At 71.4% G+C, this 23884-nt stretch carries 17 protein-coding genes; 5 read left to right on the top strand and 12 right to left on the bottom strand.

Annotation, left to right across the window (positions count from 1 at the left end; translation table 11 throughout):
• Nucleotides 1–272: 272 nt before the first annotated feature.
• Entirely contained in the window at nt 273–1712 is a 1440-nt protein-coding gene (gene dctA / locus RIN46_RS00380) for a C4-dicarboxylate transporter DctA (RefSeq protein WP_309080769.1), read from the top strand.
• Between the two features lie 97 nt (nt 1713–1809).
• Here dctA and RIN46_RS00385 read toward each other — a convergent pair whose 3' ends face one another.
• Together RIN46_RS00385 and RIN46_RS00390 are read right to left on the bottom strand one after the other, a co-directional pair.
• Nucleotides 1810–3135: a Y-family DNA polymerase gene (locus RIN46_RS00385; protein WP_309080768.1), complete on the bottom strand. Its 1326-nt coding sequence runs from the start codon at nt 3133–3135 to the stop codon at nt 1810–1812.
• Nucleotides 3132–3533, bottom strand: coding sequence for a S24 family peptidase (locus RIN46_RS00390; protein ID WP_309080767.1), 402 nt, complete (start codon nt 3531–3533; stop codon nt 3132–3134). The genes RIN46_RS00385 and RIN46_RS00390 overlap by 4 nt, the downstream gene beginning before the upstream one ends.
• A gap of 195 nt (nt 3534–3728) precedes the next feature.
• Here RIN46_RS00390 and RIN46_RS00395 point away from each other — a divergent pair, with 195 nt between their 5' ends.
• Together RIN46_RS00395 and RIN46_RS00400 are read left to right on the top strand one after the other, a co-directional pair.
• Nucleotides 3729–4271: a hypothetical protein gene (locus tag RIN46_RS00395; protein WP_309080766.1), complete on the top strand. Its 543-nt coding sequence runs from the start codon at nt 3729–3731 to the stop codon at nt 4269–4271.
• 254 nt (nt 4272–4525) lie between these two features.
• Nucleotides 4526–6775 carry a LuxR C-terminal-related transcriptional regulator gene (locus RIN46_RS00400; RefSeq protein ID WP_309080765.1) on the top strand — a complete coding sequence of 750 codons (2250 nt, stop codon included), beginning with the start codon at nt 4526–4528 and terminating at the stop codon, nt 6773–6775.
• Between the two features lie 34 nt (nt 6776–6809).
• Here the strand turns inward: RIN46_RS00400 and RIN46_RS00405 are convergent, their stop codons facing one another.
• From RIN46_RS00405 to RIN46_RS00430, 6 genes are all read right to left on the bottom strand, one after another.
• Nucleotides 6810–7424, bottom strand: coding sequence for a malonic semialdehyde reductase (locus RIN46_RS00405; RefSeq protein ID WP_309080764.1), 615 nt, complete (start codon nt 7422–7424; stop codon nt 6810–6812).
• 237 nt (nt 7425–7661) lie between these two features.
• Complete coding sequence (locus tag RIN46_RS00410) at nt 7662–9704, bottom strand: DUF222 domain-containing protein (protein WP_309109428.1); 2043 nt, start codon at nt 9702–9704, stop codon at nt 7662–7664.
• Between the two features lie 312 nt (nt 9705–10016).
• Complete coding sequence (locus RIN46_RS00415; RefSeq protein ID WP_309080762.1) at nt 10017–11498, bottom strand: aldehyde dehydrogenase family protein; 1482 nt, start codon at nt 11496–11498, stop codon at nt 10017–10019.
• A 166-nt stretch (nt 11499–11664) separates the two neighbouring features.
• Nucleotides 11665–13233 (bottom strand): APC family permease, encoded by a 1569-nt coding sequence (locus RIN46_RS00420; protein ID WP_309080761.1) that lies wholly within the window; start codon nt 13231–13233, stop codon nt 11665–11667.
• Between the two features lie 88 nt (nt 13234–13321).
• Nucleotides 13322–14269: a helix-turn-helix domain-containing protein gene (locus RIN46_RS00425; protein WP_309080760.1), complete on the bottom strand. Its 948-nt coding sequence runs from the start codon at nt 14267–14269 to the stop codon at nt 13322–13324.
• Between the two features lie 94 nt (nt 14270–14363).
• Complete coding sequence (locus tag RIN46_RS00430) at nt 14364–14972, bottom strand: TetR/AcrR family transcriptional regulator (RefSeq protein ID WP_309080759.1); 609 nt, start codon at nt 14970–14972, stop codon at nt 14364–14366.
• 540 nt (nt 14973–15512) lie between these two features.
• Between RIN46_RS00430 and RIN46_RS00435 the strand changes: the two genes are divergently transcribed.
• Nucleotides 15513–17606, top strand: a complete 2094-nt coding sequence (locus tag RIN46_RS00435) for a primary-amine oxidase (RefSeq protein ID WP_309080758.1) — start codon at nt 15513–15515, stop codon at nt 17604–17606.
• Between the two features lie 567 nt (nt 17607–18173).
• Here the strand turns inward: RIN46_RS00435 and RIN46_RS00440 are convergent.
• The gene (locus tag RIN46_RS00440) at nt 18174–18755 is read right to left on the bottom strand and encodes a TetR/AcrR family transcriptional regulator (protein ID WP_309080757.1); all 582 of its coding nucleotides are present in this window, start codon (nt 18753–18755) and stop codon (nt 18174–18176) included.
• Nucleotides 18756–19000: 245 nt separating this feature from the next.
• Nucleotides 19001–20692, bottom strand: a complete 1692-nt coding sequence (locus RIN46_RS00445; protein ID WP_309080756.1) for a ribonuclease J — start codon at nt 20690–20692, stop codon at nt 19001–19003.
• Nucleotides 20693–20809: 117 nt separating this feature from the next.
• Here RIN46_RS00445 and RIN46_RS00450 point away from each other — a divergent pair, with 117 nt between their 5' ends.
• Entirely contained in the window at nt 20810–21211 is a 402-nt protein-coding gene (locus RIN46_RS00450; protein ID WP_309080755.1) for a VOC family protein, read from the top strand.
• Between the two features lie 25 nt (nt 21212–21236).
• Here RIN46_RS00450 and RIN46_RS00455 read toward each other — a convergent pair whose 3' ends face one another.
• Together RIN46_RS00455 and RIN46_RS00460 are read right to left on the bottom strand one after the other, a co-directional pair.
• A complete protein-coding gene (locus tag RIN46_RS00455; protein ID WP_309080754.1) occupies nt 21237–22055 on the bottom strand; it encodes a response regulator in 819 nt (272 codons plus the stop codon).
• Entirely contained in the window at nt 22052–23770 is a 1719-nt protein-coding gene (locus RIN46_RS00460; RefSeq protein WP_309080753.1) for an ATP-binding protein, read from the bottom strand. Before RIN46_RS00460 ends, RIN46_RS00455 begins: the two co-directional genes overlap by 4 nt.
• Between the last annotated feature and the right edge of the window lie 114 nt (nt 23771–23884).

Genomic DNA, 23884 nt, shown 5'->3' on the forward strand with positions numbered 1-23884 from the left:
AAAACCAGCGGGCCGTGCCCGCGGCGGGCAGATCCCTCCGGGGATCAGACCGCTGCGGGCACGGCCCGCTTCTATGTGTCGTTGGCCGGAAATCGACCTGACCTTCCTTTTTCCGTTCTCCGCCGGGAGAACATTCCACGGAGCCCGCTTCTACTATTCCGTATTGTGGAAATTGATTATCCTCTTGTGAAATCTCTCCCGCCCGCCTACCTTTGAGATGCCCGCCGCAGATGTGACGGGCCTCTCACAATCGAACGAATGGGTTCCGACCGATGAAGATTTCACACGAGGCCACGCTGAAGGCGAGTTCGGCGCCGGCCAAGAAGCGGCGACTGCATCAGTCGCTCTTCTTCCAGATCCTGATCGCCGTAGTCGCGGGGGTGCTGATCGGCCATTTCTGGCCGACGATCGGCGAGCAGCTGAGGCCGCTCGGAGACGGCTTCATACGTTTGATCAAGATGATCATCGCCCCGCTGATCTTCCTGGTCATCGTCACCGGCATCGCCGCCGTGGGCGATGTGAAATCCGTGGGCCGCGTGGGAGTCAAGGCCCTGATCTACTTCACCGGCGCAACCCTCTTCGCGCTCCTGTTCGGTATGGTCGTTGCCAATGTCGTCCAGCCCGGCAAGGGCTTGAACATCGATCCGGCCACGATGTCGCAGGAGGCCCTGGATGAGAAGACAGGGGGCGCCCAGCCGCACGGTGCCTCGGAGTTCCTGCTCGGCGTCATTCCCGAGAGCGCGCTGGGTGCTTTCGCCGAGAACTCGCTCCTCCAGGTGCTCTTCTTCTCAGTCTTCTTCGGCATCGCCGTCATCGTCCTGGGCCAGGACCGCTGCCGCCCGCTGTTGAACATCTTCGAACTGGTCCTGGAGATCGTCTTCAAGATCATGTCCTGGATCATGCGGGTCGCACCCATCGGCGCCTTCGGGGCCATGGCGTTCATCATCGGCCAGTACGGCATCGAGACGCTCGGCACCTACGCCAAGCTCATCGCTGCCTGCTACGCAGCTGCGTTGATCTTCATCGGCCTGCTGTTCGTCGTCGCCTGGGTCATGGCCGGCGTGCCGCTCTGGTCCTTCATCAAGTACACCCGCGAGGAGTTCCTCCTGGCGCTGGGCACTGCCTCCACCGAGGCCGTCATGCCCCGCATCATGACGAAGCTGACACGGGCGGGCTGCTCCCGGGCCACCACGGGCCTGGTGATCCCCACCGGCTACTCGTTCAACCTCGACGGCGCCGCCATGTATCTCTCCATCGCTGTCCTCTTCCTGGCGCAGGCCTTCGGCCACGACCTGACTATCGGCCAGCAGCTCGCCGCCCTGGGGATCCTGCTGCTGACTTCCAAGGGCATGGCGGGCGTGCCAGGCTCCTCGTTCCTGGCACTCTCGGCGACGGCCGCGGCACTCGGGATCTTCCCCGTCGCCGGCGTCGCCCTGATGCTGGGCGCTGACCGCCTCATGGACTCCATGCGCGTCGCCGTCAACCTGCTGGGCAATTGCGTTGCCACCTTCGTCGTCGCCAAGTGGGAGAACCAGTTCGACCGCGGCGTGATGCAGCGCGCCTTCGCGGGCAAGCTCACGGACGAGGACGAAACCGAATTCCAGCGTCAGCACTCGCCCGAAACGGTCGCCGTACTCGGCGGCGACGGAGCCCCGGCTCCAGCTTCCGTCCAGACGGCCCAGCCCCTGCCGACAGCCGGCGCCGCACGATAGGCGCCCCGCCCAGCGCGCCCCTGCATGCTGCAGTATGAGCGGGCGGCCAGGAGCATCAGCTCCCGGCCGCTTTCTCGTCCCGGTCCCGCTCTCTCCGCTATCCGCGCACGAGCGGGAGGTCCTTCCACTCGGTCGTGAACTTCGGCGAGGAGAACTGCCGCCGCATGCTCCACGCGGCGGGCTCGGAGAGGCCGCCCCGGCCGAGCCCGATGGAAGTCTGACCGAAACGCGACTTGACGCGCCCGAGGACCTCGCTGAGCTGGGGCGCCTCGTCCGGGCAAGCGGCGCCTGCCGGACTGTCGTGGTCAGCGGCGAGCGCGGAGAACAGGTCCAGCTCCTGCTGCAGCGGCGCGCCGGCAGGGGTCAGGCCGGAGAGCACCACGCCCGCGCGGGCGTACGCAGCGTCCGGCGCCACCCGCCCGCCGAGGGCGTTGACGGCGGCGCGGACGATCTCGATCGGATCGTCTGTCGGGGCCGCAAGCGGCACGGACACGGTGGGATTCGACGCGGGCCCGGCGGCGAAGCGGCTGGTCCCGGCAAACGCGGTGACCACGCTGGCGCGCAGTCCACGGGACGCGAGTCGGGAGGCTGCGCTCTGGGCGTAGACGGCCATGACCTCGCGCATCTCGGCGGCCGAGCCAACGGGCTGGGAGAACGAGCGGGAGAACATGATCTGGTGGGCATCGGCCCGCTCGTCGATCGGCGGAATGCACGGGGTCCCGTTGAGCTCGAGCACGGTGCGCTGCAGCACCACGGAGAACTTCCGCCGGATCCACGCGGGGTCGGCGTCGCGGAGATCGGCGACCGTGCTGATGCCCAGGCCCTCGAGTTTTTCGCCGCTGCGCCGACCGACACCCCACACCTCGGTGGCCGGCAGCCGCTCCTGCAGTCGTCGCAGCTGTTCGGCGGGCATGGAGCCCAGGGAGCAGACCCCGCCGAACCCCGGGTTGTTCTTCGCCACGTGGTTGGCGAACTTGGCCAGCGTCTTGCTGGAGGCGACGCCCACACAGACCGGCAGGCCCACGTGGCGACGAACGGCCTCCCGCACGGTCCGGGCGGCCTCGACAGCGGCTGTCGCGTCGCCGTCAGGGAGGCCGAGAAACGACTCGTCGATGGAGTAGATCTCCTGCCACGCGCCGAACCGGCCGATGACCTCCATCGCCCGCGCCGACATGTCGCCGTAGAGCTCGTAGTTGCTGGACCGGGCGACCAGCCCTTGCTGCTCGGCCAGGGGCGCCAGCTTGAACCACGGCGCACCCGTGCGAATACCCAGGGCCTTGGCCTCGGCGCTGCGCGCCACGACGCAGCCGTCGTTGTTGGAGAGTACGACGACGGGGCGGCCTTCCAGACCCGGGTCGAAGACGCGCTCGCAGGAGACGTAGAAGTTGTTGACGTCGACCAGGGCGAAGAGGTGCCCGCTCATAGCCGGTGCAGGCTCCGGGTGACAACGCCCCAGACGACGAACCCGCCGGCGATGCGCTCGAGCGCCGGTTCGCCCGGCGGCAGGGGGTCGGTCTCGAGTGCGCCGCCCTCGCCGTCGTGCCGGAGCCGACGGACGACCAGTTCACCGCCCACGACGGCGACCACGACGTTCCCGGGGCGCGGCGTGCGGGCGCGCTCGACGATGATCTCGTCGCCGTCCGAGATGCCCGAGGCGGCCATGGAATCGCCGGTCACGCGCATGACGAACGTGCTGGTGCGGTCCGGGATCAAGTGCCGGTTCAGGTCGATGCCGCCGTCGTAGTAGTCTCCGGCCGGCGACGCGAACCCGGTCGCGGCCTTCGGGCGGACCGTACCCGCCGCGTGGTCGGACGACTCCATGGCACCTCCTCGACGCCCCGCGTCATCCATCGAACAAACTTTCGATCCTCAGTCTAGTGCTGGCCCCGGCCCTCCGCCACGGAGGGTGACCGGCGGGGTGAGACCCAGCCGTGGAGGGCGAAAAGACGGATGAAGGACCGCCTTCTTCCGGTCCGCCCGGCCGCGCAGCCCCCGTGCGGCAGTCCACTGGTGCGCATGGATACACTCGACACCACCTCAGTCACGCACCTCCACGCCACCGGGACACCCCCGGGGATCCGCCGACGGCGAGTCCTCACGGGAGCCGCCTGGTCCGTGCCGATCATCGCCGCCGCGGTCTCGGCGCCAGCCGCGTCCGCCAGCCCCTCCACCGGCGGCCAACTGACCTACCCGGCGTCCTTCCGCTACAACGGGGCGGGGCTCCAGGTCGAGCAGACCTTCATGACCGCGACGGCGGACGGCTTGGCTGCCGGCGTCGCGACCGGGACCATCACCCTCACCGTCACGGCGCCTGCGGGGACGACCCTGCAGACGCTCACGCTGAACGCGGGGTGGGTCCTGACGAACCCGGACTCCACCAACGGCGTCTTCATCTTCGTCCACTCAGAGGGCGTCGTGACCGGCCGGGACGGGACGCACAGCTTCTCGCTGCCGACCTACACCCTCCGGACGCCCGAGGAGCCGCCGGCCCCCGGCTCGGTCACTCTCTCGTGGACGAGCGACAACTTCACGGGCGGTTCGGCGACCTACACCGGCTAGCCCCGAGCAGGAGTCCACGAGCGACGATTCGCACCAGCCCGACCGCCGGCACGGGAGGGGGTGAGGAAAAGGGTTAAAGGCTCAAGTAAGTGTCAATACCCCGCCCTCCCCGGTTCCCCCGTGCCCAACGCGACGTACCCTCGGGGATACCGGCTGTTCCGCCCAGCCGGATCCGGGGGAGGCGACGCATCGTGGAGGAGAGGCTCGCGGGGACGATTCCGGTCTGGACGCGATTCCACACTGTAGCTCCTGACGTGCGCCTCGTCGGCCTGCGCGGACCCCTCGGCTCGGGCAAGTTCGATTTCGCCGCCCGGTGGATCCGCTGGCAGGCGTCGGAGTTCGGCCGACGGCCCTTCCTCGTCGACGCGCGCGTTCCCGGCGTCGACCTGCCCGGCCGGCCCGACCCCGGCGAGGCGGCGTGCGTGCTCCTGCCTCCGGAAGCCGCTGCGGAGGCCGCGCTGCGGGCCCTGGGCGGCTTCGTGCTGGGGCCCCGCATGCTCATGCTCACCCGCGACGAGGCCGTGGCCTCCCTGTGCCCGCACGCCACGGCCCCGGAGGCCTTCGCGCCAGTCGTGGACCAGGCGCGCCGGTACGTCGGCGGCTGGCTCCACGGCCTCGCGTTCCTGACGGCCCCGTCCGCCCTCCCGATGACGGAGCGCGCCGAGCAGCTGCTCCCCGCCGTCGAATCCGCGTGGCTGCCTTGGCTCCTGGCGCAGGACGAGCCCGAGCTCCTGCTCGATGCCGGATTCCTGCCCCGGCTCTCCCCCGGCCTCCTGACGGCCCTGACGGGGAACGACGACGGCCCCGGGCTCCTGGACCGGGCCGTCCGCGCGGGGCTCGCGCAGGAGGGGCGGGTGCCGGACCTGATCCAGACCGCCGTGATCGGGCAGGTGCGGCGGACCCGGGAGCCCGATGCGGGCCTCCGGTTCGACGCCGCCACCCGCGCCCTGGCGTCGGAGGCGGGACCGGTGGAGGCCCTGCGCTACGCGGTGACTCACCGGCGCTGGACCGCAGCCTCCGACCTCGCGCGGCGTGCGTGGCCCCGGCTGCTCAACACGGATCCGCAGTTCCTCATGGAGACCGTGCGCCTGGTGCCCGAGCGCTTCGCCGAGGCGCATCGGGAGAACGTCATCGGCCGGATCCTGCTGGACCTCCTGGGTCCGCTCCGGCGCGATGTGCCCTTGCAGTTCGTCGACGTGCCCGAGCACCCGCCGGGGCTCGAGGAGTTGCGGCTGACCCTCCGCCACTCCCCGCGGCGGGATCACGTGCTGACCCTGAACGGGTTGACGCTGCTGACGATGTACGAGCGGACCATCGGACTCTATGACGACGCGGCCAAAACCGCACGGAGGTCCCTGGCGCTCGCGTCGACGCTGCCCGGCGGGGATCAGGGCAGCGATCTCTCGGTCGCGGCGCTCCACGCGGGGCTCTCGTTGCTGCTGATCGACGACGCCGAGCGCGCCCTCGAGGCCTTCGAGCTCGCCTGGCACCACAGCGGGGTGCGGAAGAACCCCTATTCGGCCTCGGAGGCTGCGGCGACGGCGGCTCTGGTCCAAGCCGAGCGCGGCGGGCGCGACGCGGCGCTCGGGTGGCTGGAGCGGTTCGAGCACGTGGCCGCCCTCGAGTGCTGGAACATCCCACGGGCACGGGACAAGGCGAACGTCGCCCGCGCGCTGCTGGCGCTCGACGAGCTCGACCGCACCGCCACGGCCGAGCACCTGGAGCGTCTGCGGCACCAGCCGGAGATCGCAGAGCTGTGGCCGTTCAGCGTGCTGGCACGGGTCCGGCTGCAACGGCTCCAGGGCCACCCGAGCCTCGCCGGCGAGACGCTCTCCGCGGTGGTGCGGCAACGCCGCCGCCAGGCCACGGCTCCGCTGTCCCGACGGGCTCTCGCCGTTCTGCGTGCGGAGGCACTTCTCGCCGGCGATCGACCGCACGAGGCCCGCGACTTCGTGCGCTCGACGATGGAGGGCATGCCGGAGGCGATCGTCTGCGACGCGTGGCTGGCGGTCGCGTTCGATGACAAACGGCTCCTGGCCTCCGCGCTCCGGCATGTCGACGACCCGACGCTGGCTCCCCGCTTGCAACGGCTCCTGACCGGTATCGCGGTGGCGATGCGGAACTCCCCCGTGGAGATCGAGGCCGTGGTCCGGGACCACGTCGCGGCGGGCCTACCCCTCCTGGGGCTGGTCCCCTATTGGAGATCGACGGCGGCTCGCGACCTGATCCGCGATCAGGGTCTCTTGCCGCCGGCGTGGGAGGTCCGACTCGACGGACTGGCCATGACGGAGCAGGATCCGGGCGAGCGGCGCCCCTCCCTGACGGTACGGGAGCGCGAGATCCTGTCGGCACTGGCTGACGGCAAGTCCCGGCCGCAGGTCGCCCAGGAGCTGTTCGTCTCGACGAACACCATCAAGACGCAGACGTCCGCCCTCTACGCGAAACTCGGAGTCTCCACTCGGGAGGACGCCGTGCGAGAGGGCGGACGTTGGGGCTACCTGTGAGCCGCGCGGTGAATGCGTCGAGTGACGCGCCGACTTAGACGGTACGGACTGCGACGCCGGGGGTCAGCCGCGGCAGGCGCTCGTGGACGGCGTCCTCGCCCGGATGGCCGACGTTGATCACCATGAAGGAACGGTGTCCGGTGCCCTCGTTGAAGGCGGCGTCGACGGCATCTGCGTCGAAACCGGCCATCGGACCGGCATGCAGGCCCACTGCCCGGACGGCCATGATGAAGTAGCCGGCCTGGAGCCAGGCGTTGTTCTTACCGACCTCGAGCCGGGCGCCTTCCTCAGCGAACATCTCGACTGCCTGCGGGGCGTGCGGGAAGACCTCCGCGAAGTGCTCGGTCCACGCCGTGTCGAAGGACAGGATGGCAGTGGCGGGAGCCGACTGCGTCTTCGGACGGTTGCCCTCGGCCATGGCGGGGACAAGGCGCTCGCGGGATTCGCCCGGCTCCACCCAGGTGATGCGGAGCGGCTGGTTGTTCATGAGCGTCGGGCCGAACTTCATCAGCTCGTAGATCTCGGCCAGCTGCTCGGCCGAGACCGGCTCGTCCGAGAACGTGCGGATGCTGCGGGCCTCACGGAAGAGCAGGTCAGCGGCTTCGTCGTCGATGGCGAGCGGGCGGGTCATCGTGGTTTCGACGGTCATGGAGGGATCCTGTCGGTCGGGAAGCAGTGTCCTTCGCGTCAACAGACCAAGTCGCCGTGGCCATACCGATTCGAGGAGTGAGATCCGTCATACCACCCCGTCGCCTGCCGCCGGAGTCTGGGCCACCGCCTCGTGTTGGTTCATCAGACTCTTTCGAGACCGGGTTCCCTCTTCGTTCACTGTCGGCCGGCTCACTGCCGGCCGACCCCAACGAATCGAGTGGATCGGGTGAACTGCCTAGAAGGGGATGGGTGTCGGTTCGGGTGGGTCGAGGGGCAGGAGTGCTGTCTGGTCGGCTGTTTCGGGGTGGAAGTAGGGGTTGCGCATCAGGGGTCTCTGCGGGTCGACGGTCGCCGGGGGTCGCCAGAGTGGGATGCCGGTGCTGGTGTCGATGTCCCAGGTGCTGTTGTCGGCCAGGGTGTGGTGGAACAGGCAGCACAGGGCCCCGTTGGACACGTCGGTGGCCCCGCCTTGGTGCCAGGGGATGACGTGGTGGGCCTCGCACCAGGTCGCCGGGACCGTGCAGCCGGGGAACGTGCATCCCCGGTCGCGGATGGTCAGGGCGCGGCGTTGGGCGGCAGTGAAGGTCCGTTGGGCCCGCCCGAGGTCCAGGACCTGGCCGTGGCCGCCGAGCACGGCCGGCAGCACCGCCGCATCGCAAGCCAGTTCCCGCAGCTGCGCCGGCGGCATCATCGGGGTATAGACGCCCCGACTGACGGGCAGCCGCCACGACGAACCACCCGACGGCTCATCCGATAACTCGCCCGACGGCTCAGCCAGTGAGTCGCCCGGTGGGTCATCCGGTGAGTCGCCCGGTGGGCCGGGTCGGGCGGCCGGGCCGCTGAGCCCGTTGGGCCCGTCGATTCCGTTCGCCTGGTGCAGCAGGGTCTGGTGGTCGATGGTGACCATGACGACGGGGCGTTGGCCGCCGGTGGAGGGCAGCCGGTCCGTCGCCAACGCGATGTTCAGGGCGGCGAGGATCCCGTCGAGCTCCTGCTGCGCCCTCGACCGATCATCCGCGAGCGCGGCGCCGGGCTCGGGGAGGAACGCCACCGGGACCGCCGAAGCACCGGGACCCGGATCAGAATCAGGATCAGGGCCGGAGCCAGCGGAGCCAGCGGCGCCGGCGGTCGTCTCGCCGTCGCCGGCCGCGGAGCCGCCATGATCCTTCTCGCGCTCGTGCTCGTGCTCGTGCTCACGCCCGTGCTCGTGTCCGTTGGCGTCGATGCCGACGCCGCTCCTCGTGCCCGTCCGGGCCGTCTTCTCCGTGGCGGCCGCGAAGTCGCCACGCCCGTTCTCGTTCTCGTTCTCATTCTCGTGTCCGTCGACGCCGCCACCGGCGTCCGTTCCCGTCCCGCCGGCCGTGGAGCCAATGAGGCCCGCATCGGCGGCCGCGTCGGAGAGCGGACCGTCTGCTCCCGGCCGGTCCGTGTCGGCGGCGGGCCCGCCGGCGGCAGGTCCCTTCGCTCCGGTCGCCTCGTCGTTGTTGTCGTTGTTGTTGCGGGTGGTGCGGGGGTTGGTGGCGGCGCCGGTGACGGTGCGGAGGATCTCGAACTGCGCGGTCGTGACGTTCAGGTGGAACCGGTGCAATCCCTGCCGCCGGCCCTTGTAGAACAGTCCCTGCTGGGACTGCTTGACCGCCGCGGAGGGCTCGAGGCCGTCCTGGTCGATCGCGACCTCCCACTGCTGGGCCACGGCCTCGACAGTGCGCGGATCGAAACGCCGGGCCGCCTGCGCGAGGTTCTCCTCCATCGCCTCCCACATCCGCACCGCGTCCGGGCCGAGCTGTCCGGCCCGCGGGCCCACCCGGTCCAGGCAGCGCACCGCGATCACCGCAGCCTCCGCGGAGACCTCCCCGGCGACAGCAGCCTCACCCAGGTGCGGGTACCTCGGCACCAACGCCTCACCGGTGAGCGCACGGCGGGGCAGCAACGACCCGGCCAGGTTCAGGCGCCGGTTCGTCTCCGTGGTCGTGACGCGTTCGGCGTGCCGGTACCAGTCCGCGGTGCTCTTGAACTCCGACAACCCCCGCCCCGTCCCGCCAGCCCCGGCCCCGGCGAGATCGGCCTCCTCCGCGACCCGCGCCCCCAGCACCCGCCCGAAATCCGTGCCCCGGCCCACACCCTCGAGCACGTGCACCAGCCGGGCCCCCGACCCCGGATCCCACGGACCTTCGCAGACCGCCTCGGCCGTCTCCGCGAGAAGCTCCCGAACCACCACACCCAAGGCCTCCCACCGCTCCACCAGGCCAGAGCGCCCGAGCGTCGAGCCTGCGGCCACGGTGGACGCCGCCGTGCCGGTCGACGCGGAAGAAACAGGCGCGGCAGCCGACGCGGCGTCTGCAGCTGCCGCTGCTGCCGCAGACGCTCCGCCCGCCCCATCCGCTCCGGTGAAATCCATGTACCCATCCTCGCCCGCCATCAGGTGGGGCGCCCGGACGGCCGGCACCACTGTGCACGGCAACGCCCGGCAACAGACCTGTGGAGGACAAGTCGGCGTCCTCGCCTGATTCTGGGCATGGCACTGCCCGCGGCCCCGGGCGAGGACCGGGAACTGCGGACAGAGATACGCCGGATTGATTCGTCGACGGCCTCAGTAGTTGATGACCTGCGGCGCTCCCAGCTGCTTGAGCCCCTCGACCCCGAATTCGAGGCCGAAGCCCGACTGCTTCATGCCGCCGAACGGCATCCGCGGATCCACGGCGCCGTGCTTGTTGATCCAGACCGTGCCGGCCTCGATCCGCGCGGCGACCTCGAGGGCAGCCTCCCGATTCGACGACCAGACCGAGCCGCCGAGCCCCACCTCGAGGGCATTGGCCATCCCGACGGCGTCGTCGACGCTGGAGTACTTGATGATCGGCAGCGCCGGCCCGAACTGCTCCTCGGCGACCAGCGGGTTGTCGTTGTCGATGTCCGCCACGAGCGTCGCCGGGTAGAAGTAGCCGGGAGCGGAACCGTCCGGGTTCCCACCGGTCAGGACCCGCGCTCCGGCGTCCCTGGCGGCCTGCACCAGCTGCGCGACGACGTCGTACTGGGCCCGGTTCTGCAGCGGTCCCAGGACGTTCTGCTCCTCGAGGCCGACGCCCATCGGCATCGCCTCGGCGACCTCGACGAGGGCCGCGCAGACGTCGTCGTACACGTCCTCGTGGACGTAGAGGCGCTTGAGCGCCGCACAGGTCTGGCCCGTGTTGATGAACGCGCCCCAGAAGAGATCCTCGGCGATCGCCCGCGCGTCCACGTCCGGCAGGACGATGCCGGCGTCGTTGCCGCCGAGCTCCATGGTCACGCGCTTGACCGTATCCGCGGAGTCCTTGATGATCCTCTTCCCCGCGGCCGTGGAGCCGGTGAACATGATCTTGGCGACGTCCGGGTGCTCCACCAGCAGCGCGCCGACGTCGCGGCGGCCGGCCACCACGTGCAGCACGTCCGCGGGGAGAGCCGTGCTCATCACGTGCGCCAGGGCGAGGACGGACAGCGGCGTGTTGCCGGACGGCTTGACCACCACCGCGTTGCCCATGCGCAGCGAGGGCGCGATCTGCCAGACGGAGATCATCATGGGCCAGTTCCACGGCCCGATCGCCCCGACGACGCCGAGCGGCCGGTAGTGGAGCTCCGCCCGGCCGCCCTCGTCGTCGAACAGGACCTCTGGCTCCAGCTCGAAGCCGGCGGTCGCGCGCAGCCAGGCGACGCAGGCCCCGACCTCGAAGCGGGCGTTGGGGCCGTTGAGCGGCTTGCCCTGCTCGCGGGAGAGCAGCTCGGCGAGGGCCTCCGCATTGGCCTCGACCGCGTCGGCGGCGGCGTTCAGGGCCGCGCTGCGCTCGGTGTGGCTGCAGGCTCCCCACGCCGGCTGGGCGGCGCGGGCCGCAGCGATGGCGGCCTCGAGGTCCTCGGCGGTCGCCTCGGGGGCACGTCCGACGACGGCGCCCGTCGCCGGGTCGAGGATCTCCCGGCCGCCGGTGGCGGGCTGGACGGCGTCCAGCAGGTCGGCGGCCGTGCTGAAGCGGGCGGATCCAGTGGACTGGTCCCGGGTCGGCTGGGGTGACTGGGCCTGGGGTGACTCGGTCTCGGTGGTCATCGTTGCTCCTGCGGGTTGGAGGGGGGGTGAGTGGTGCGTTGATCGGCGGGAAGGGAGGTCCGGTGCCCATCGTCGTCGACGAGCGCTGCGCGGGTCTTGCCCGCAGGCGCACCGGTCTTGGACCAGCGCGCGCCGTTCGCTGCGCGCCCGGCCGGGCGCGGCGGGGTCATCGGCCGGTCCCGGCGCCGATCCTTTCGTAGACGTCCGGACGACGACGGCGCAGGCCGAGTGCCCAGAGCGAGGCGGCGGCGCCGGCGGCCAGGACGAGGGCCGGCAGCAGCCAGCTCAGCACGCCGCCCTCGGAACCGATGAGGACCCCGAAGTTGGCGAGGATCATGAACAGCAGCACCAGCAGGGCGGCGCCGGCGAGCAGCGGCGCGTAGAACGCAGTCCACGCGCCCTCGCTGCGGGGGTGCCGGCGGAAGAAGCCGACCACCGCGAACGACGTCAGGGTCATCAGCGCGACCAGTCCGAGCGCACCCATGTTGGTCAGCCAGGTGAAGAGCGTGATCACGGGGAACAGTGCACCGAGCTCGTGGCCGGCCCCCGCGACGGCGAAGGCGACGATGACCGCGAGGGCCACGGCCGACTGGACCAGCGACCCGGCCACGGGCGCCTGGGCGCGGTTGGTGCGGGCGAGGATCCGCGGCAGGACGCCCTCGCCCCCCATCGAGAAGAGGTAGCGGGCAATGACGTTGTGGAACGCAATGAGGGCAGCGAGCACGCTGGTCATGAACAGCAGGTTCCCGAGGACGATGAACCATCCCGCCACCCGGCCCTCCAGGAACACGAACATCAGGTCCGGGCCGAGCTCGGCGGAGCGGGCGACCACGGCGGAGTCGCCCTCGCCGACGGCCATGGCCCAGGCGGAGAATGCGTAGAACAGAGCGATCACGACGATCGCGACCAGGGTGGCCCGGCGGGCGGTGCTCCGCGGGTCCTCGACCTCCTCGTTGTAGATCGCGCCGGACTCGCACCCCATGAAGGCGGCGATGCTGAAGACGAGCGCGGCGCCGACGCCCGCCGAGAAGAGCGCGCCCGGCTCGAGCGATGCGGTGGTGAGGCCCTCGGGGGCGGCCCCCAGCGCGACGACGTCGTACACCAAGACGATCAGGAACTCGAGGGCCACGACGAGGCCGAGGACCTTGGCCGAGAGGTCGACCTTGTTGATGCCGAGGAGTCCGACGACGGCCCAGCCGGCAAGCGCCGTCGTCCACCACGGGACCGTGACGCCGAACGTGCCGGCCAGGAACGACGAGAGCACGAAGCCGAGCATCCCGTAGATGCCGATCTGCATGGCGTTGTACGCGACGAGCGCGACCCAGGCGGAGCCGACGCCGGCCCAGCGGGTCAGGCCGAGCGAGATGTAGGAGTAGAACGCGCCCGCGTTGGTGACCCAGCGGCTCATGGCGGTGTAGCCGACGGCGAAGACCATGAGGGCGACGCCGAGGACGAGGAAGGACAGGGGGATGCCGAGGAGGCCGGTCACCGCGTAGTTGCTGGTGACGCCGCCGGCGACCACCGTCAGCGGCGCGGAGGCCGCGATGATCATGAAGGCCAGCGCCGGGACGCCGAGACGACGGCGGCCCAGGCCCGCGGAACCGTCGGTGCCGGGTGCGGCGGTGCCGTGCGCGGCGGCGTGCAGGGCGTCGGCCGCGGCGGGAGACGTGGACGACGATGCGCGCAGGGTGGGTCTGCGGCTAGGTCCTGCTCCGGTTCGAGTCGCTTCGGGCATGGGGGCCTCCTGGGGATAGCGGTCGACGCGACGGTGCGCCGAATCCCAGTGTGGTCCGCCTCACTTTATTTTCTCTAGCCGTAGAGCGTCAGTGGCTTGCCACTCCGTGCACGCCCTTGCGGTAGGCCGCCGGCGAGGCGCCGTAGGCTGTCCGGAAGGAGCGGCTGAAGTGGGCGGCGTCGATGAGGCCCCAGCGGGCGCCGATCGCGCCGACCGGCACCTCGGCCTGCAGCGGGTCGGCGAGGTCGCGGCGGCAGTTCTCCAGTCGGCGGGTGCGGATCCACTCGGCGACGGTGTGGCCGGAGTCGGCGAACAGCTTGTGCAGGGTCCGCGTGGACATGTAGTGCGCCGCCGCGACCAGGCCGGGCGAGAGGTCCGGGTTGCCGAGCTGGCCCTCGATGAAGTGCTGCACGCGCCGGAGCTGGCGGCCGCGGGAGAGCGCCTCGGAGGTGTCGCGGCTGCCGATCTCGTCCGCGAGGAGCGTACCGAGCAGGTCCACGGTGTTGGTCGCCAGCCGGTGGCCGATCGGACCGTCGAGCGTGGGCAGGAGTCCGCCGATCTGCCGCAGGAACGGCCCGATCGCTCCGCCGAGCCGCTGGTCGGAGCCCATGGCGACGGCCGTCAACTCGGCCACGTCCGGCGCCGAGAGCCCGAGCATGTGCTGCGGGAACATGAGGACGAAGGCAGAGAACTCCTCCTCGTAGGTGATGGTGTAGGGCCGTTGGGTGTCGTAGATCGCCAGGTCCCCGGGGCGCAGCACCGTCTCCCGGCCATCCTGCGCCAGGAGCCCCGTCCCACTGAGCTGGATGCTGAGCTTGTAGAAGCCGCGCCGCTCCTCCGCGATGCGGGCAGGGGTCCGCTCGACGCGCTGCGGCGCCGCGTCGATCCGCATCATGCCCACGTCGGCCACTGTCCCGCCGCCAACGCTGCCGCGGAAGCCGCCCCCGGTCACGGGGCGCGCCTCCAGGGGCACGAACGAGTTCGAGACGAGTCGCTGCCAGGCGTCGAAGTCGGTGGCGGTGTGTAGCTGGTACATGAGGGCGCCCTGTGGTATGGATCACGAGTGGATGTAGCCCCAATGTAGACAACGCGGGCAGGCTTGTCACACCCAGCCCTCCCGCGCGCTGCCCCTAGGAGCCCTGCCGGACCTCCGGTCGGAGGTGGCCGAGCTGCACGCCCAGCTGCTGCTCGAGGTGCCCGACCGAGTTGAACGACGTGTCCAGCACGGCCGCGCCCTGCGCGCCGAGCAGGAAGTTCAGGAGGGACTCGACGGCGGGGTCGACATCGAGGTCGGGCCGGATCTCGCCCGCTGCCATCCCCTCGCGCATCCAGGCGCGCATCCGGCCGCGCCAGGTCAGCATGGCGCCGTCGTTGATCTCGGCGAGCCCGGGCTCGTGCAGCGCCAGCTGCCAGAACGGCAGCACCACGCGGGCTTCGTCGAGACGCTCGGCGTCCAGCGGGAGGACCTCGCGGGCGAACCGCTCCAGGGCGAGCATGCCGTACGCGTCGGCGACCGACCGGTCGATCCGGCGGTTCGTCTGCTCGAAGACGTACGTGTAGGTGGCGCGCGCGAGCTCGGTCTTGGTGGGGAAGTACGGTTTCAGGGCGCCATTGGCGAACCCCGCTTCCGCGGCGACGTCCCGCAGCGTGAGCCCATCGAGCCCGCGCCGGGCGACCACCCTGCAGGCGGCCTGGGCGATCTCGTCGCGACGGGCCGCATGGTCGACGATCTTGGGCATGACGACATCCTAAGTCCGCGACCGCCGCGAGGCTCCCGCGAGATGCCGCTCGAGCACCGGTTTCGCCCCGGAAACCGTGCTGGAGGGGCATCTCACAGGGGCGGCGGGGCTGGACCGGCATCTCACAGGGGCGGCGGGGCCGGACAGGCATTTCACGGGGTCGGCCGGGCCGGACCGGGCGCCCCGCTGCCCCACCTGTGCCACTACGGCATCTCACGGAGCCCTGCGGCATCGAGGGGATCCCGGGCGGGCGTCCGCCCGCGGCGACCGCGAAGCCCGGGACGCCTCGAAGTCGCACTCGTGCAGCCTCTCCGCGCCCAGGGGCTGCATGATCGCGACGCCGATGCATCAACCCTGCAGAGTTGCGCCGCCGACGGAACCAGCCTGCAACACGGCGACGCCGACAGCCCCTCCGACCCGCCCCTTGCCACCTCCGGGCCCGGTACGTATTCTCTACGCCAAGAGAAAATAAAAGTGGCTCGCATCACAGGTCGGTGCGACGGCCGCCACTCCGCACGCCACATCACTCCTGGAGGAACCATGTGCAGCCCCGCCTCGCCCCCGTCGCTCGCGACCGATCCGTCCGATGAGACCGGTGCCGTTCCGGCAGCCATCGAGCCCGGCGTGTCCAACGGGTCCGACGGGTCCAATGGGTCCGACGGGTCCGACGGCGCCTATCGGCTCCCGACCGCCGAGGAGATCGCCGCCGTCCGCGACCTCCTTCGACGCGAAGGCCAGCTGACGGACGCGCACCGGGTCGCCTACCTGGGCCTGCTCGACCCCCGCCGTGGCCCCGCGGCGGATCGCGCCCCCGCAGCTCGTCGCTTCCGGGTCTTCACCCTGAACTCGGCCGACGGCACGGCCGCGGACCTCGTGGTCGACCAGACGGCGGACCGCGTCGAGTCCGTGACCGCCCTGGACACCGCCGAGACCGGCGAACTGCCCGTCATGGAGCAGGAGTTCGCCAGGGTCGAGGAGATCCTCGCCGCCGACACGGACTGGCGGGCAGCCATCGCCAAGCGCGGTCTGGAGCTGGCCAAGGTGCGCGTGGCACCGCTCTCGGCCGGCTTCTACGACTACCCGGAGGAGCGCGGCACCCGCATCCTGCGCGGCCTCGCCTTCTACCAGGAGCACGAGACCGACTCGGCCTGGGCGCACCCGATCGACGGGCTGGTCGCCTACGTCGACGTCGTCCGCGGGCGGGCCACACGCGTGCTGGACAGCGCCGTCGTACCCGTCCCCCAGGAGCACGGGAATTACACGGACCCGTCGCTGACCGGCGAGCCGCGCACCACGCAGCGGCCCATCAGCATCACCCAGCCGGAGGGCCCGTCCTTCACGGTCACGGACGGCAACCACGTGGAGTGGGAGCGCTGGAGCCTGGACGTCGGCTTCGACATGCGCGAGGGCCTGGTCCTGCACAACATCTCCTTCGACGACAAGGCGCCCGACGGCGACGTCCGCCGGCGCCGCATCCTCAACCGGGCGTCGATCGCCGAGATGGTGGTCCCCTACGGCGACCCGTCGCCGGTACGGAACTGGCAGAACTACTTCGACACCGGCGAGTACCTGATCGGATCCTGCGCGAACTCGCTCGAGCTCGGCTGCGACTGCCTCGGCGAGATCACCTACCTCTCCCCCGTGATCGCGGACAACTTCGGCAATCCGCGCACCATCCGCAACGGCATCTGCCTGCACGAGGAGGACTGGTCCATCCTGGCCAAGCACTCGGACCTGTGGAGCGGCGTCGAGTACACCCGGCGCAACCGGCGCCTCGTGATCAGCTTCTTCACCACCGTGGGCAACTACGACTACGGCTTCTACTGGTACCTCTACCTGGACGGCACGATCGAGTTCGAGGCGAAGGCCACCGGCATCGTCTTCACCTCCGCGCAGCCGGACGGCGACTACCCGTACAGCTCCGAGCTGGCCCCCGGACTGGGCGCGCCGTTCCACCAGCACCTGTTCGGCGCGCGGCTGGAGTTCGCGCTCGACGGCGGCCCCGGCCGAGTGGTCGAGGAGGAGGCCGTGCGCCTGCCCCTGGGGCCGGACAACCCGCGCGGCAACGCGTTCACGCGGAAGCACACGGTGCTCCGGCGGGAGTCGGAGGCCGTCCGGGACACCAGCATGGAGACCGGACGGACGTGGCTGGTGCAGAATCCGGAATCGATCAACCGGCTGGGCGCCCCGGTCGGCTACAAGCTCCACCCGGAGGGGAACCCGACGCTGCTCGCCGACCCCGGCTCCTCGGTGGCCCAGCGCGCGGCGTTCGCCACCCGGGCCCTCTGGGTCACGCCCTACGACGAGTCGCAGAAGTACCCGACCGGCGACTTCGTGAACCAGCACCCGGGCGGGGCCGGCCTACCGGAGTGGACCGCCGCCGACCGGAGCATCGACGGCGAGGACCTGGTCCTCTGGCACACGTTCGGCCTGACGCACTACCCCCGGGTGGAGGACTGGCCGATCATGCCCGTGGACGCCACGGGGTTCAAGCTGCGCCCGGAGGGGTTCTTCGACCGCTCGCCGGTGCTGGACGTGCCGGCTCCGGCGACGGCGCACTGCGCCTCCACTCCCGGGGCCGGGGCCGCCGGCGAGTCCGGGGCGGGGCAGTGCGGCTGCGACTCGCAAGGATAGCCGTCGCGCTGCTCGGCTGCGCGACGGCGGCGGCCCACGTGGCGCTCCTGCCGGACATGGGCGCCCGCCACGGCTGGGCAGCGGCCGTGCTGATGGCGGCGGTGGCGCTCCACTGCGCGGGGTCCGCGCTCCACGCGGCCGGCCTGCGGCGCCGTCGTACGACGGCGCACGCCGCACCCGCCGCTGCGTGCGGCGGCGAACTCCCGGCGACCCTGCGCCGGGTCACGACGCCGTCCGGCCCGAGGCCCTGCCCTCGCTCCCTGCTCCACGTGCACGGGTGCGCGGCCGCGATGGTACTGGTCCACGCCGCGCTGGTGCTCGGTCTGCCCGGCCACGCGCACGCCGGCGGACACGGCGGCGGACACGGCTTTGGGCACGACGCCGGCCACAGCGGCGGGATGCTTGCGATCCTCGGCCTCGAGCTCGCGCTCGCGCTCTGCTGGGCCGCCGGGTGGGCCCGGAGCCGCAGCCTCCCCGCGGCACGGGGCCCCGCGGCACGGGTCCCCGCGGCACGGGTCCTCGCGGGACGGTCGCCGGGCCGAGCAGGAGGGTGGACGGGCTCCGGGGTCAGCCGCGGAGCAGGTGCAGCAGCGAGTCGACCTGCCCGCGCAGCTGGTGGGCGGAGTTGAACGAACCGTCGGCCAGGGCACCGGCCTGCGCGCCGCTGATGAAATTCAGAACCATCTCCGTGACGCCGTCGACCGAGACGTCCGCGCGGACCTCGCCGTCGGCCATGGCCTCGCGCAGCCAGGTGCGCATCTGCAGGCGCCACGACGCCGTCAGGGCGTTGCCGAGGGCAGCGAGCTCCTGGTCGTGCAGCGACATCTGCCAGGCCGGGACGAGGACCCGGGCGAAGGCGAGGCGCTTGTCATCCAGTGGGAGCAGCTCGAGGACGAAGAGGCGGAGCGCCTCGATGCCGAAGTGGCCGTCGACGGCCGTGGCGATGCTGGCGTTGGCGCGGTCCCGGGCGTGACCGAAGGCGGCCCGGGCCAGGGCGGACTTGCTCGGATAGCAGCGGGCCATGGTCTGCCGGCTGACGCCGGCCTCGGCCGCGACGTCGGCCAGGGTCATTCCGTCGAAACCGCGGCGGGCCACGACCGCCGTGACCGCCTCGGAGTACTCGAGGGGGCGCAGTTCTAGATGAGGCATGCCGATTATCATAACGCCGCGCCGGAGCGTCCGAGGCGCGCTTTTAAACCGGTGTCTGGAGGATCAGAACGCTCCTTCGAACCGCTTCCGGGACGAATTGTTTCCTCACGGCGGCGGTGAAAAGACGAACCGACGCCGGCGCGCCCGGACCCGCCTCTTCCCGGACACGGCAGCGCCCTCCCGGGACGGTTCCCGGGAGGGCGCTGCGGGGCCGGCCCGTCGGGGCGGCCGGTGTGCCGGCGCGGCTAGGCGTCGACGGTGATGACGGTGAAGACGGGCTTGCGGCGCAGGGCGCGCTGGGCCCAGCGGGTCAGGCCGGCCGCGATCGCCTTCTCGGCGTCGGGGCCGGTTTTCTCGCCCTTGAGGCCGTTGATGGTCTTCTGGACGATCCCGGTGGCGGCGTCCAGGTCCTTCTTGTTCAGCTCGAACCCGAGCGGGAAGAACTCGGGGTCCTCCTCGAGGGCCCCGGTGTCCGGGTCGACGATCGCGAGGACGGTGACCGCGCCGTCCGCGGCGAGGCGGACGCGGTGTGCCAGCGACTCCTCGGTCGCAGCGCCGGCCACGTTGTTCTCGACGTACACGTACTCGGCCGGGATGTGCCCGGCGACGCGTGCCACGCCGTCGACCAGGTCGACGACGATGCCGTCCTCGCCGATGATCGTGTTGCGCGGCTCGACGCCGGTGCGGATCGCGAGCTCGGCATTGGCCTTCAGGTGGCGGTGCTCGCCGTGGACGGGCAGCACGTTCTTGGGCCGGACCAGGTTGTAGCAGTACACGAGCTCGCCCGCGGAGGCGTGGCCGGAGACGTGGACCTTGGCGTTGCCCTTGTGGACCACGTTGGCACCGAGCTTGGTCAGGTCGTTGATCAGCCGGTAGATGCCCGACTCGTTGCCCGGGACCAGCGAGGAGGCCAGCAGCACGGTGTCGCCGTCGGCCAGGTCCACCACGTGATCCTGGTTCGCCATGCGGGCCAACGCGGCCATCGGCTCGCCCTGGGAGCCGGTGCAGATGATGACGACCTTCTTCGGCGGGAGCTTGTCCAGCTCCTTGAAGTCCACCAGCATCCCCTTCGGGATGGTCAGGTAGCCGAGCTCCTGCGCCGTGGTCATGTTGCGGACCATCGAGCGGCCCAGGAAGGCGACCTTGCGGCCGTACTTCTGCGCGGTGTCGATGACCTGCTGGATGCGGTGCACGTGCGAGGCGAAGCTGGAGACGATCACGCGGCGCGGGGCTGTGCGGATCACCTGGTCGATCGCGGGCACCAGGTCTGCCTCGGCGGCCAGGAAGCCCGGGACCTCGGCGTTGGTGGAGTCGACGAGGAACAGGTCCACGCCCTCCTCGCCGAGGCGGGAGAAGCCGGCCAGGTCGGTGATGCGGCGGTCCAGCGGGAACTGGTCCATCTTGAAGTCGCCGGTGGCCAGGGCCAGACCGGCGGGCGTGCGGATCGCGACGGCGAGACCGTCCGGGATGGAGTGGTTGACCGCGAGGAACTCGAGGTCGAACGGCCCGAACTTGCGCCTGTCGCCCTCCTTCACCTCGATCATCTTGGCGTTGATCCGGTGCTCGGCCAACTTGTTCTTCAGGAACGCCAGCGTCAGGCGCGCCGAGATCACGGGGATCTCGCGGCCCTCCTTGAGCAGGTACGGGACACCGCCGATGTGGTCCTCGTGGCCGTGCGTGAGGACGACGCCGACGACGTCGTTCCAGCGGCCGCGCAGGTAGCTGAAGTCCGGCAGGATCAGGTCGACGCCGGGGTGCTGCTCCTCGGGGAACAGGACGCCGCAGTCGACGATCAGGATCTTGCCGCCGTACTCGAAGACCGTCATGTTGCGGCCGATCTCGCCGAGGCCGCCGAGGGGGACGACGCGGAGGCCGTTCTTGCTCAGCGCCGGCGGGTTCTTCGAATTCGGATTATTGCGGGTATGACGTTTGGTCATCTCATCCTTTGCGTGGGCGCCACTCGAGGGCGCTATCTATGGGCGCCACAGGAACAGGGCGCAGAAAGTCTGCCCCCAGCCTATCAGCGCGCGTGGAGCCCCGCGTAGGCTCGGCCCATGACGGCACCCCTGGTCTACATCACCTTCCCCGGCACGGCCCGCGAGGCACTCGGTTTCTACGCCGACGTCTTCGGCGGGGAGCTCTCCCTGCACACCTACGCCGATTTCTCCCGCAGCGACGGCCCGGGTGGGCTGATCGCGCACGGCGTGCTCGACGGCGTCGTCTCGCTCGCGGGATCCGACGCCGCCCCGGGCGAGCCGGCCATCGACCCGCGCGGCCTCCGGCTCTCCCTCCTGGGCACGGCGGAACCGGCGGAGCTCCATGCCTGGTTCGACCGGCTCGCGGAGGGCGGCGAGGTGGTGGACCCGCTGGCGCCGAAGCCGTGGGGCGCCACGGACGGACAGGTCAGGGACCGGTTCGGTCTGCCCTGGCTGATCGGCTACGAGCCCGCCGGCTGACCAGCTCGAAGCCGCCAGCGGTCTATCAGGGCCGCCAGCGGTAGCGGTGCTCGGGCCGTCCCGCCGAGCCGTACCGCGGCCGCAGCTCCGCCCGGTCCTGCCGGGTCAGCAGATCCAGGTACCGCCGCGCGCTCACCTTGGAGATGCCGCATGCGCGCGCCACCTCGGCGGCCGAGGCGTCGGGCGTGGCCGAGGGGGTGGCCATCGGGGCGGCGGTCCCGTGGTCCGTCGCCGGACCGGTCAGTTCCCGCAGGGCCCCGGCGACGAGGTCCAGGGTCGGCTGGGAGAACCCCTTGGGCAGCGATTTCGCCGGCGCGTCCGACGCCGGACCGCCCGTCACGCCGGCGGCCGCCTCTCCCCGGGCGCCGCCCACCAGTTCGTCGACGGCGGCCTGGCGCGCGGGGTCGACGGCGTCGCGGTCCCGCGTGCCCCCGGACTCGCTCGCCCGGGTGGCCCGGGACGAGCGGAACATCTGGAGCCGGCGCGTGAACTCGACGACGGTAAACGGCTTGACCAGGTAGTCGTCGATCCCGCTGCCGAGCGCGCTGCGGACCGTCTCGGCCTCGGCGGCGGCGGTGATCATGATGACCCCCGCGCGGTGCCCGGCCGCGCGCAGCCGCTCCAGGACGTCGACGCCGTTCGCGTCCGGCAGGTGCACGTCCAGCAGGATCAGGTCCACGGGCTCGGCCGCCAGGAACGGCTCCACCTCGGCCCCGCGGCCCAGCGTCCCTGCGACCTCGAATCCGTCGGCCGCCTCGACGAAGAGCCGGTGCATGCGCACCACATCGGGGTCGTCGTCGACGATCAGCGTCCTGATCGTCGACTCGTCCTCCGCTCCGGTCACTGCCGCTCACCCGCTTCCCCTGGTCCGTTCGAGATGCCGCCGGTCGGCCCGCCCCCGGTCCGTTCGCTCTCGGCCGGGGCGTCGCCCCAGCGGGCGGTCAACCGCGCCCCGCCGAGCTCGGAGCGGTCGACCTCGATGCTCCCGGACCGCCGCTTGATCATACGGTCCACGAGCGCCAGGCCCACCCCGCGCCCGGCCGCCTCCTCGCTGGGCTTGGTGCTGACGCCGCGCTGGAAGACGCGCTCGACGTCCTCCGGGGCGATGCCCGGCCCGGAGTCCTCCACGCGGATCAGGAAGGCGTCGCCCGTCCCGCGCACCAGGACGCGCACCTCCCCGCCGTCGCCCGCGGCGTCGATGGCGTTGCTGAGCAGGTTCCCGGCCACGGTGAGGACGTCGTCGTCGGCCTCGAAGCCGCTCCCGGTGACGGACTCCGGTGCGACGGCGAAGCCCACGCCCCGCTCGCGCGCCACCGCCGCCTGGGCGGCGAGGACCCCCGCGAGCCCAGGATCGGAGACGACGACGGCCGAGCGGTCCGTGGGCCCGGCGATCCGCTGGATGTACTCGAGCGCGGCCTCGTGCGCGCCGACGGACAGGTACCCGGAGAGGACGTGGAGCCGGTTGGCGAACTCGTGGGTCTGCGAGCGCAGCGCGTCGGTCAGGCCGCGCTGGCCGTGCAGCTCGCGCAGGGTCGCCTCCAGCTCGGTGCGGTCCTGCAGAGTGAGGGTCTGGCCGGCCGAACGGCCGTCCGCGAGCGTGGCGGCCCGGCGGGCCGCCAGCAGCATCCGCTCCCCCACCAGCACCAGTCGCGTCTCCTGGTGCTCCGGCGGCAGGCGCAGCAGCTCCAGCAGCTGCGGGTCGAGGACCTCGGCGGCGGGCCGGCCGGTCAGGGCGGCGAGCTCGTCGTCGTCGGGCTCGGCGAACCCGAGGAGCCGCGCCGCCTCCCGGTTGAACAGCGTGATCCGGCCCTCCGGGTCCACGCCCACCACGCCGTCGCGCACGCTGTAGAACAGGGCATTGCTGGACTGCAGCAGCCCGGCGACCTCCTCCGGCTCCACCCCGTAAATGCGCCGGCGGATGGACCGCGCCGCCCACAGGCTCAGCACCGTCCCGACGGCGGAGGCGCCCAACACCCAGGGCGCGAACCCGAGGACCAGGCCCGCGAGCTCGCCGCGCACCTTGTGCTGCAGGATCCCGACGGAGACCGTGCCCACCACGGCGTCGCCGTCGTACACGGGCTCCTTCACGCGCAGGGTGACGCCGATGGTGCCGCGCTCGACCCCCTTGAAGGACTCGCCCTCGAGGACCAGGGAGTGGTCGGTGGAGACGGGTTCGCCGATGCGCTCCGGGTCCGGGTGGGCGACGCGCAGCCCGTCGAGGCCCACCACCACCACGTAGTCGACGCCGGAGGTCTCCTGAGCGAGGCGGGCGAGCGGCGCGATCACCTCGACGTCGTCCTCGGTGTTGAGCGCGGCGGCGACGTCGGGCTCGTCGGCGATCTCGAGCGCGACGGTCCGGGCGCGGTCGTAGGCGCGGTCCTGGATCCGCTGGTCCTCGAAGACCATCACCACGCACGCGACCAGGACCATCAGGCCGATCACGATCGCCACCTGCATGGCGGCCAGCCGGGCGCGCAGGGGCGCCCGCGCCGGCCTGCGGCGCCGGGCGGCGCGGGAGGCGGCGTGGGCGTCGGAGCCCTCGGGGCGGGCGCTCGGCATGGTCCCTCCGGCCGTTGCGTTTGTTTTTCTTTCGTTGCTTATGACCCAAACCCGGATTCCGGTGTGCCCGGGGTCACAGCGCTGTCATCGTAGTGAGTCAAGCACGCACCCAAT

Origin of the sequence: Zhihengliuella sp. (assembly GCF_031178195.1) — a bacterium.
Lineage (GTDB): Bacteria > Actinomycetota > Actinomycetes > Actinomycetales > Micrococcaceae > Zhihengliuella.

Bases quoted from the DNA above. Each gene is read 5' to 3' on its own strand.
- RIN46_RS00460 (WP_309080753.1), bottom strand. From the start codon at position 23,770: ATGCCGAGCGCCCGCCCCGAGGGCTCCGACGCCCACGCCGCCTCCCGC.
- RIN46_RS00450 (WP_309080755.1), top strand. From the start codon at position 20,810: ATGACGGCACCCCTGGTCTACATCACCTTCCCCGGCACGGCCCGCGAG.
- RIN46_RS00430 (WP_309080759.1), bottom strand. From the start codon at position 14,972: ATGCCCAAGATCGTCGACCATGCGGCCCGTCGCGACGAGATCGCCCAG.
- RIN46_RS00385 (WP_309080768.1), bottom strand. From the start codon at position 3,135: ATGAGCGGGCACCTCTTCGCCCTGGTCGACGTCAACAACTTCTACGTC.
- RIN46_RS00440 (WP_309080757.1), bottom strand. From the start codon at position 18,755: ATGCCTCATCTAGAACTGCGCCCCCTCGAGTACTCCGAGGCGGTCACG.
- RIN46_RS00390 (WP_309080767.1), bottom strand. From the start codon at position 3,533: ATGGAGTCGTCCGACCACGCGGCGGGTACGGTCCGCCCGAAGGCCGCG.
- dctA (WP_309080769.1), top strand. From the start codon at position 273: ATGAAGATTTCACACGAGGCCACGCTGAAGGCGAGTTCGGCGCCGGCC.
- RIN46_RS00405 (WP_309080764.1), bottom strand. From the start codon at position 7,424: ATGACCGTCGAAACCACGATGACCCGCCCGCTCGCCATCGACGACGAA.
- RIN46_RS00435 (WP_309080758.1), top strand. From the start codon at position 15,513: ATGTGCAGCCCCGCCTCGCCCCCGTCGCTCGCGACCGATCCGTCCGAT.
- RIN46_RS00415 (WP_309080762.1), bottom strand. From the start codon at position 11,498: ATGACCACCGAGACCGAGTCACCCCAGGCCCAGTCACCCCAGCCGACC.
- RIN46_RS00445 (WP_309080756.1), bottom strand. From the start codon at position 20,692: ATGACCAAACGTCATACCCGCAATAATCCGAATTCGAAGAACCCGCCG.
- RIN46_RS00425 (WP_309080760.1), bottom strand. From the start codon at position 14,269: ATGTACCAGCTACACACCGCCACCGACTTCGACGCCTGGCAGCGACTC.
- RIN46_RS00420 (WP_309080761.1), bottom strand. From the start codon at position 13,233: ATGCCCGAAGCGACTCGAACCGGAGCAGGACCTAGCCGCAGACCCACC.
- RIN46_RS00395 (WP_309080766.1), top strand. From the start codon at position 3,729: ATGGATACACTCGACACCACCTCAGTCACGCACCTCCACGCCACCGGG.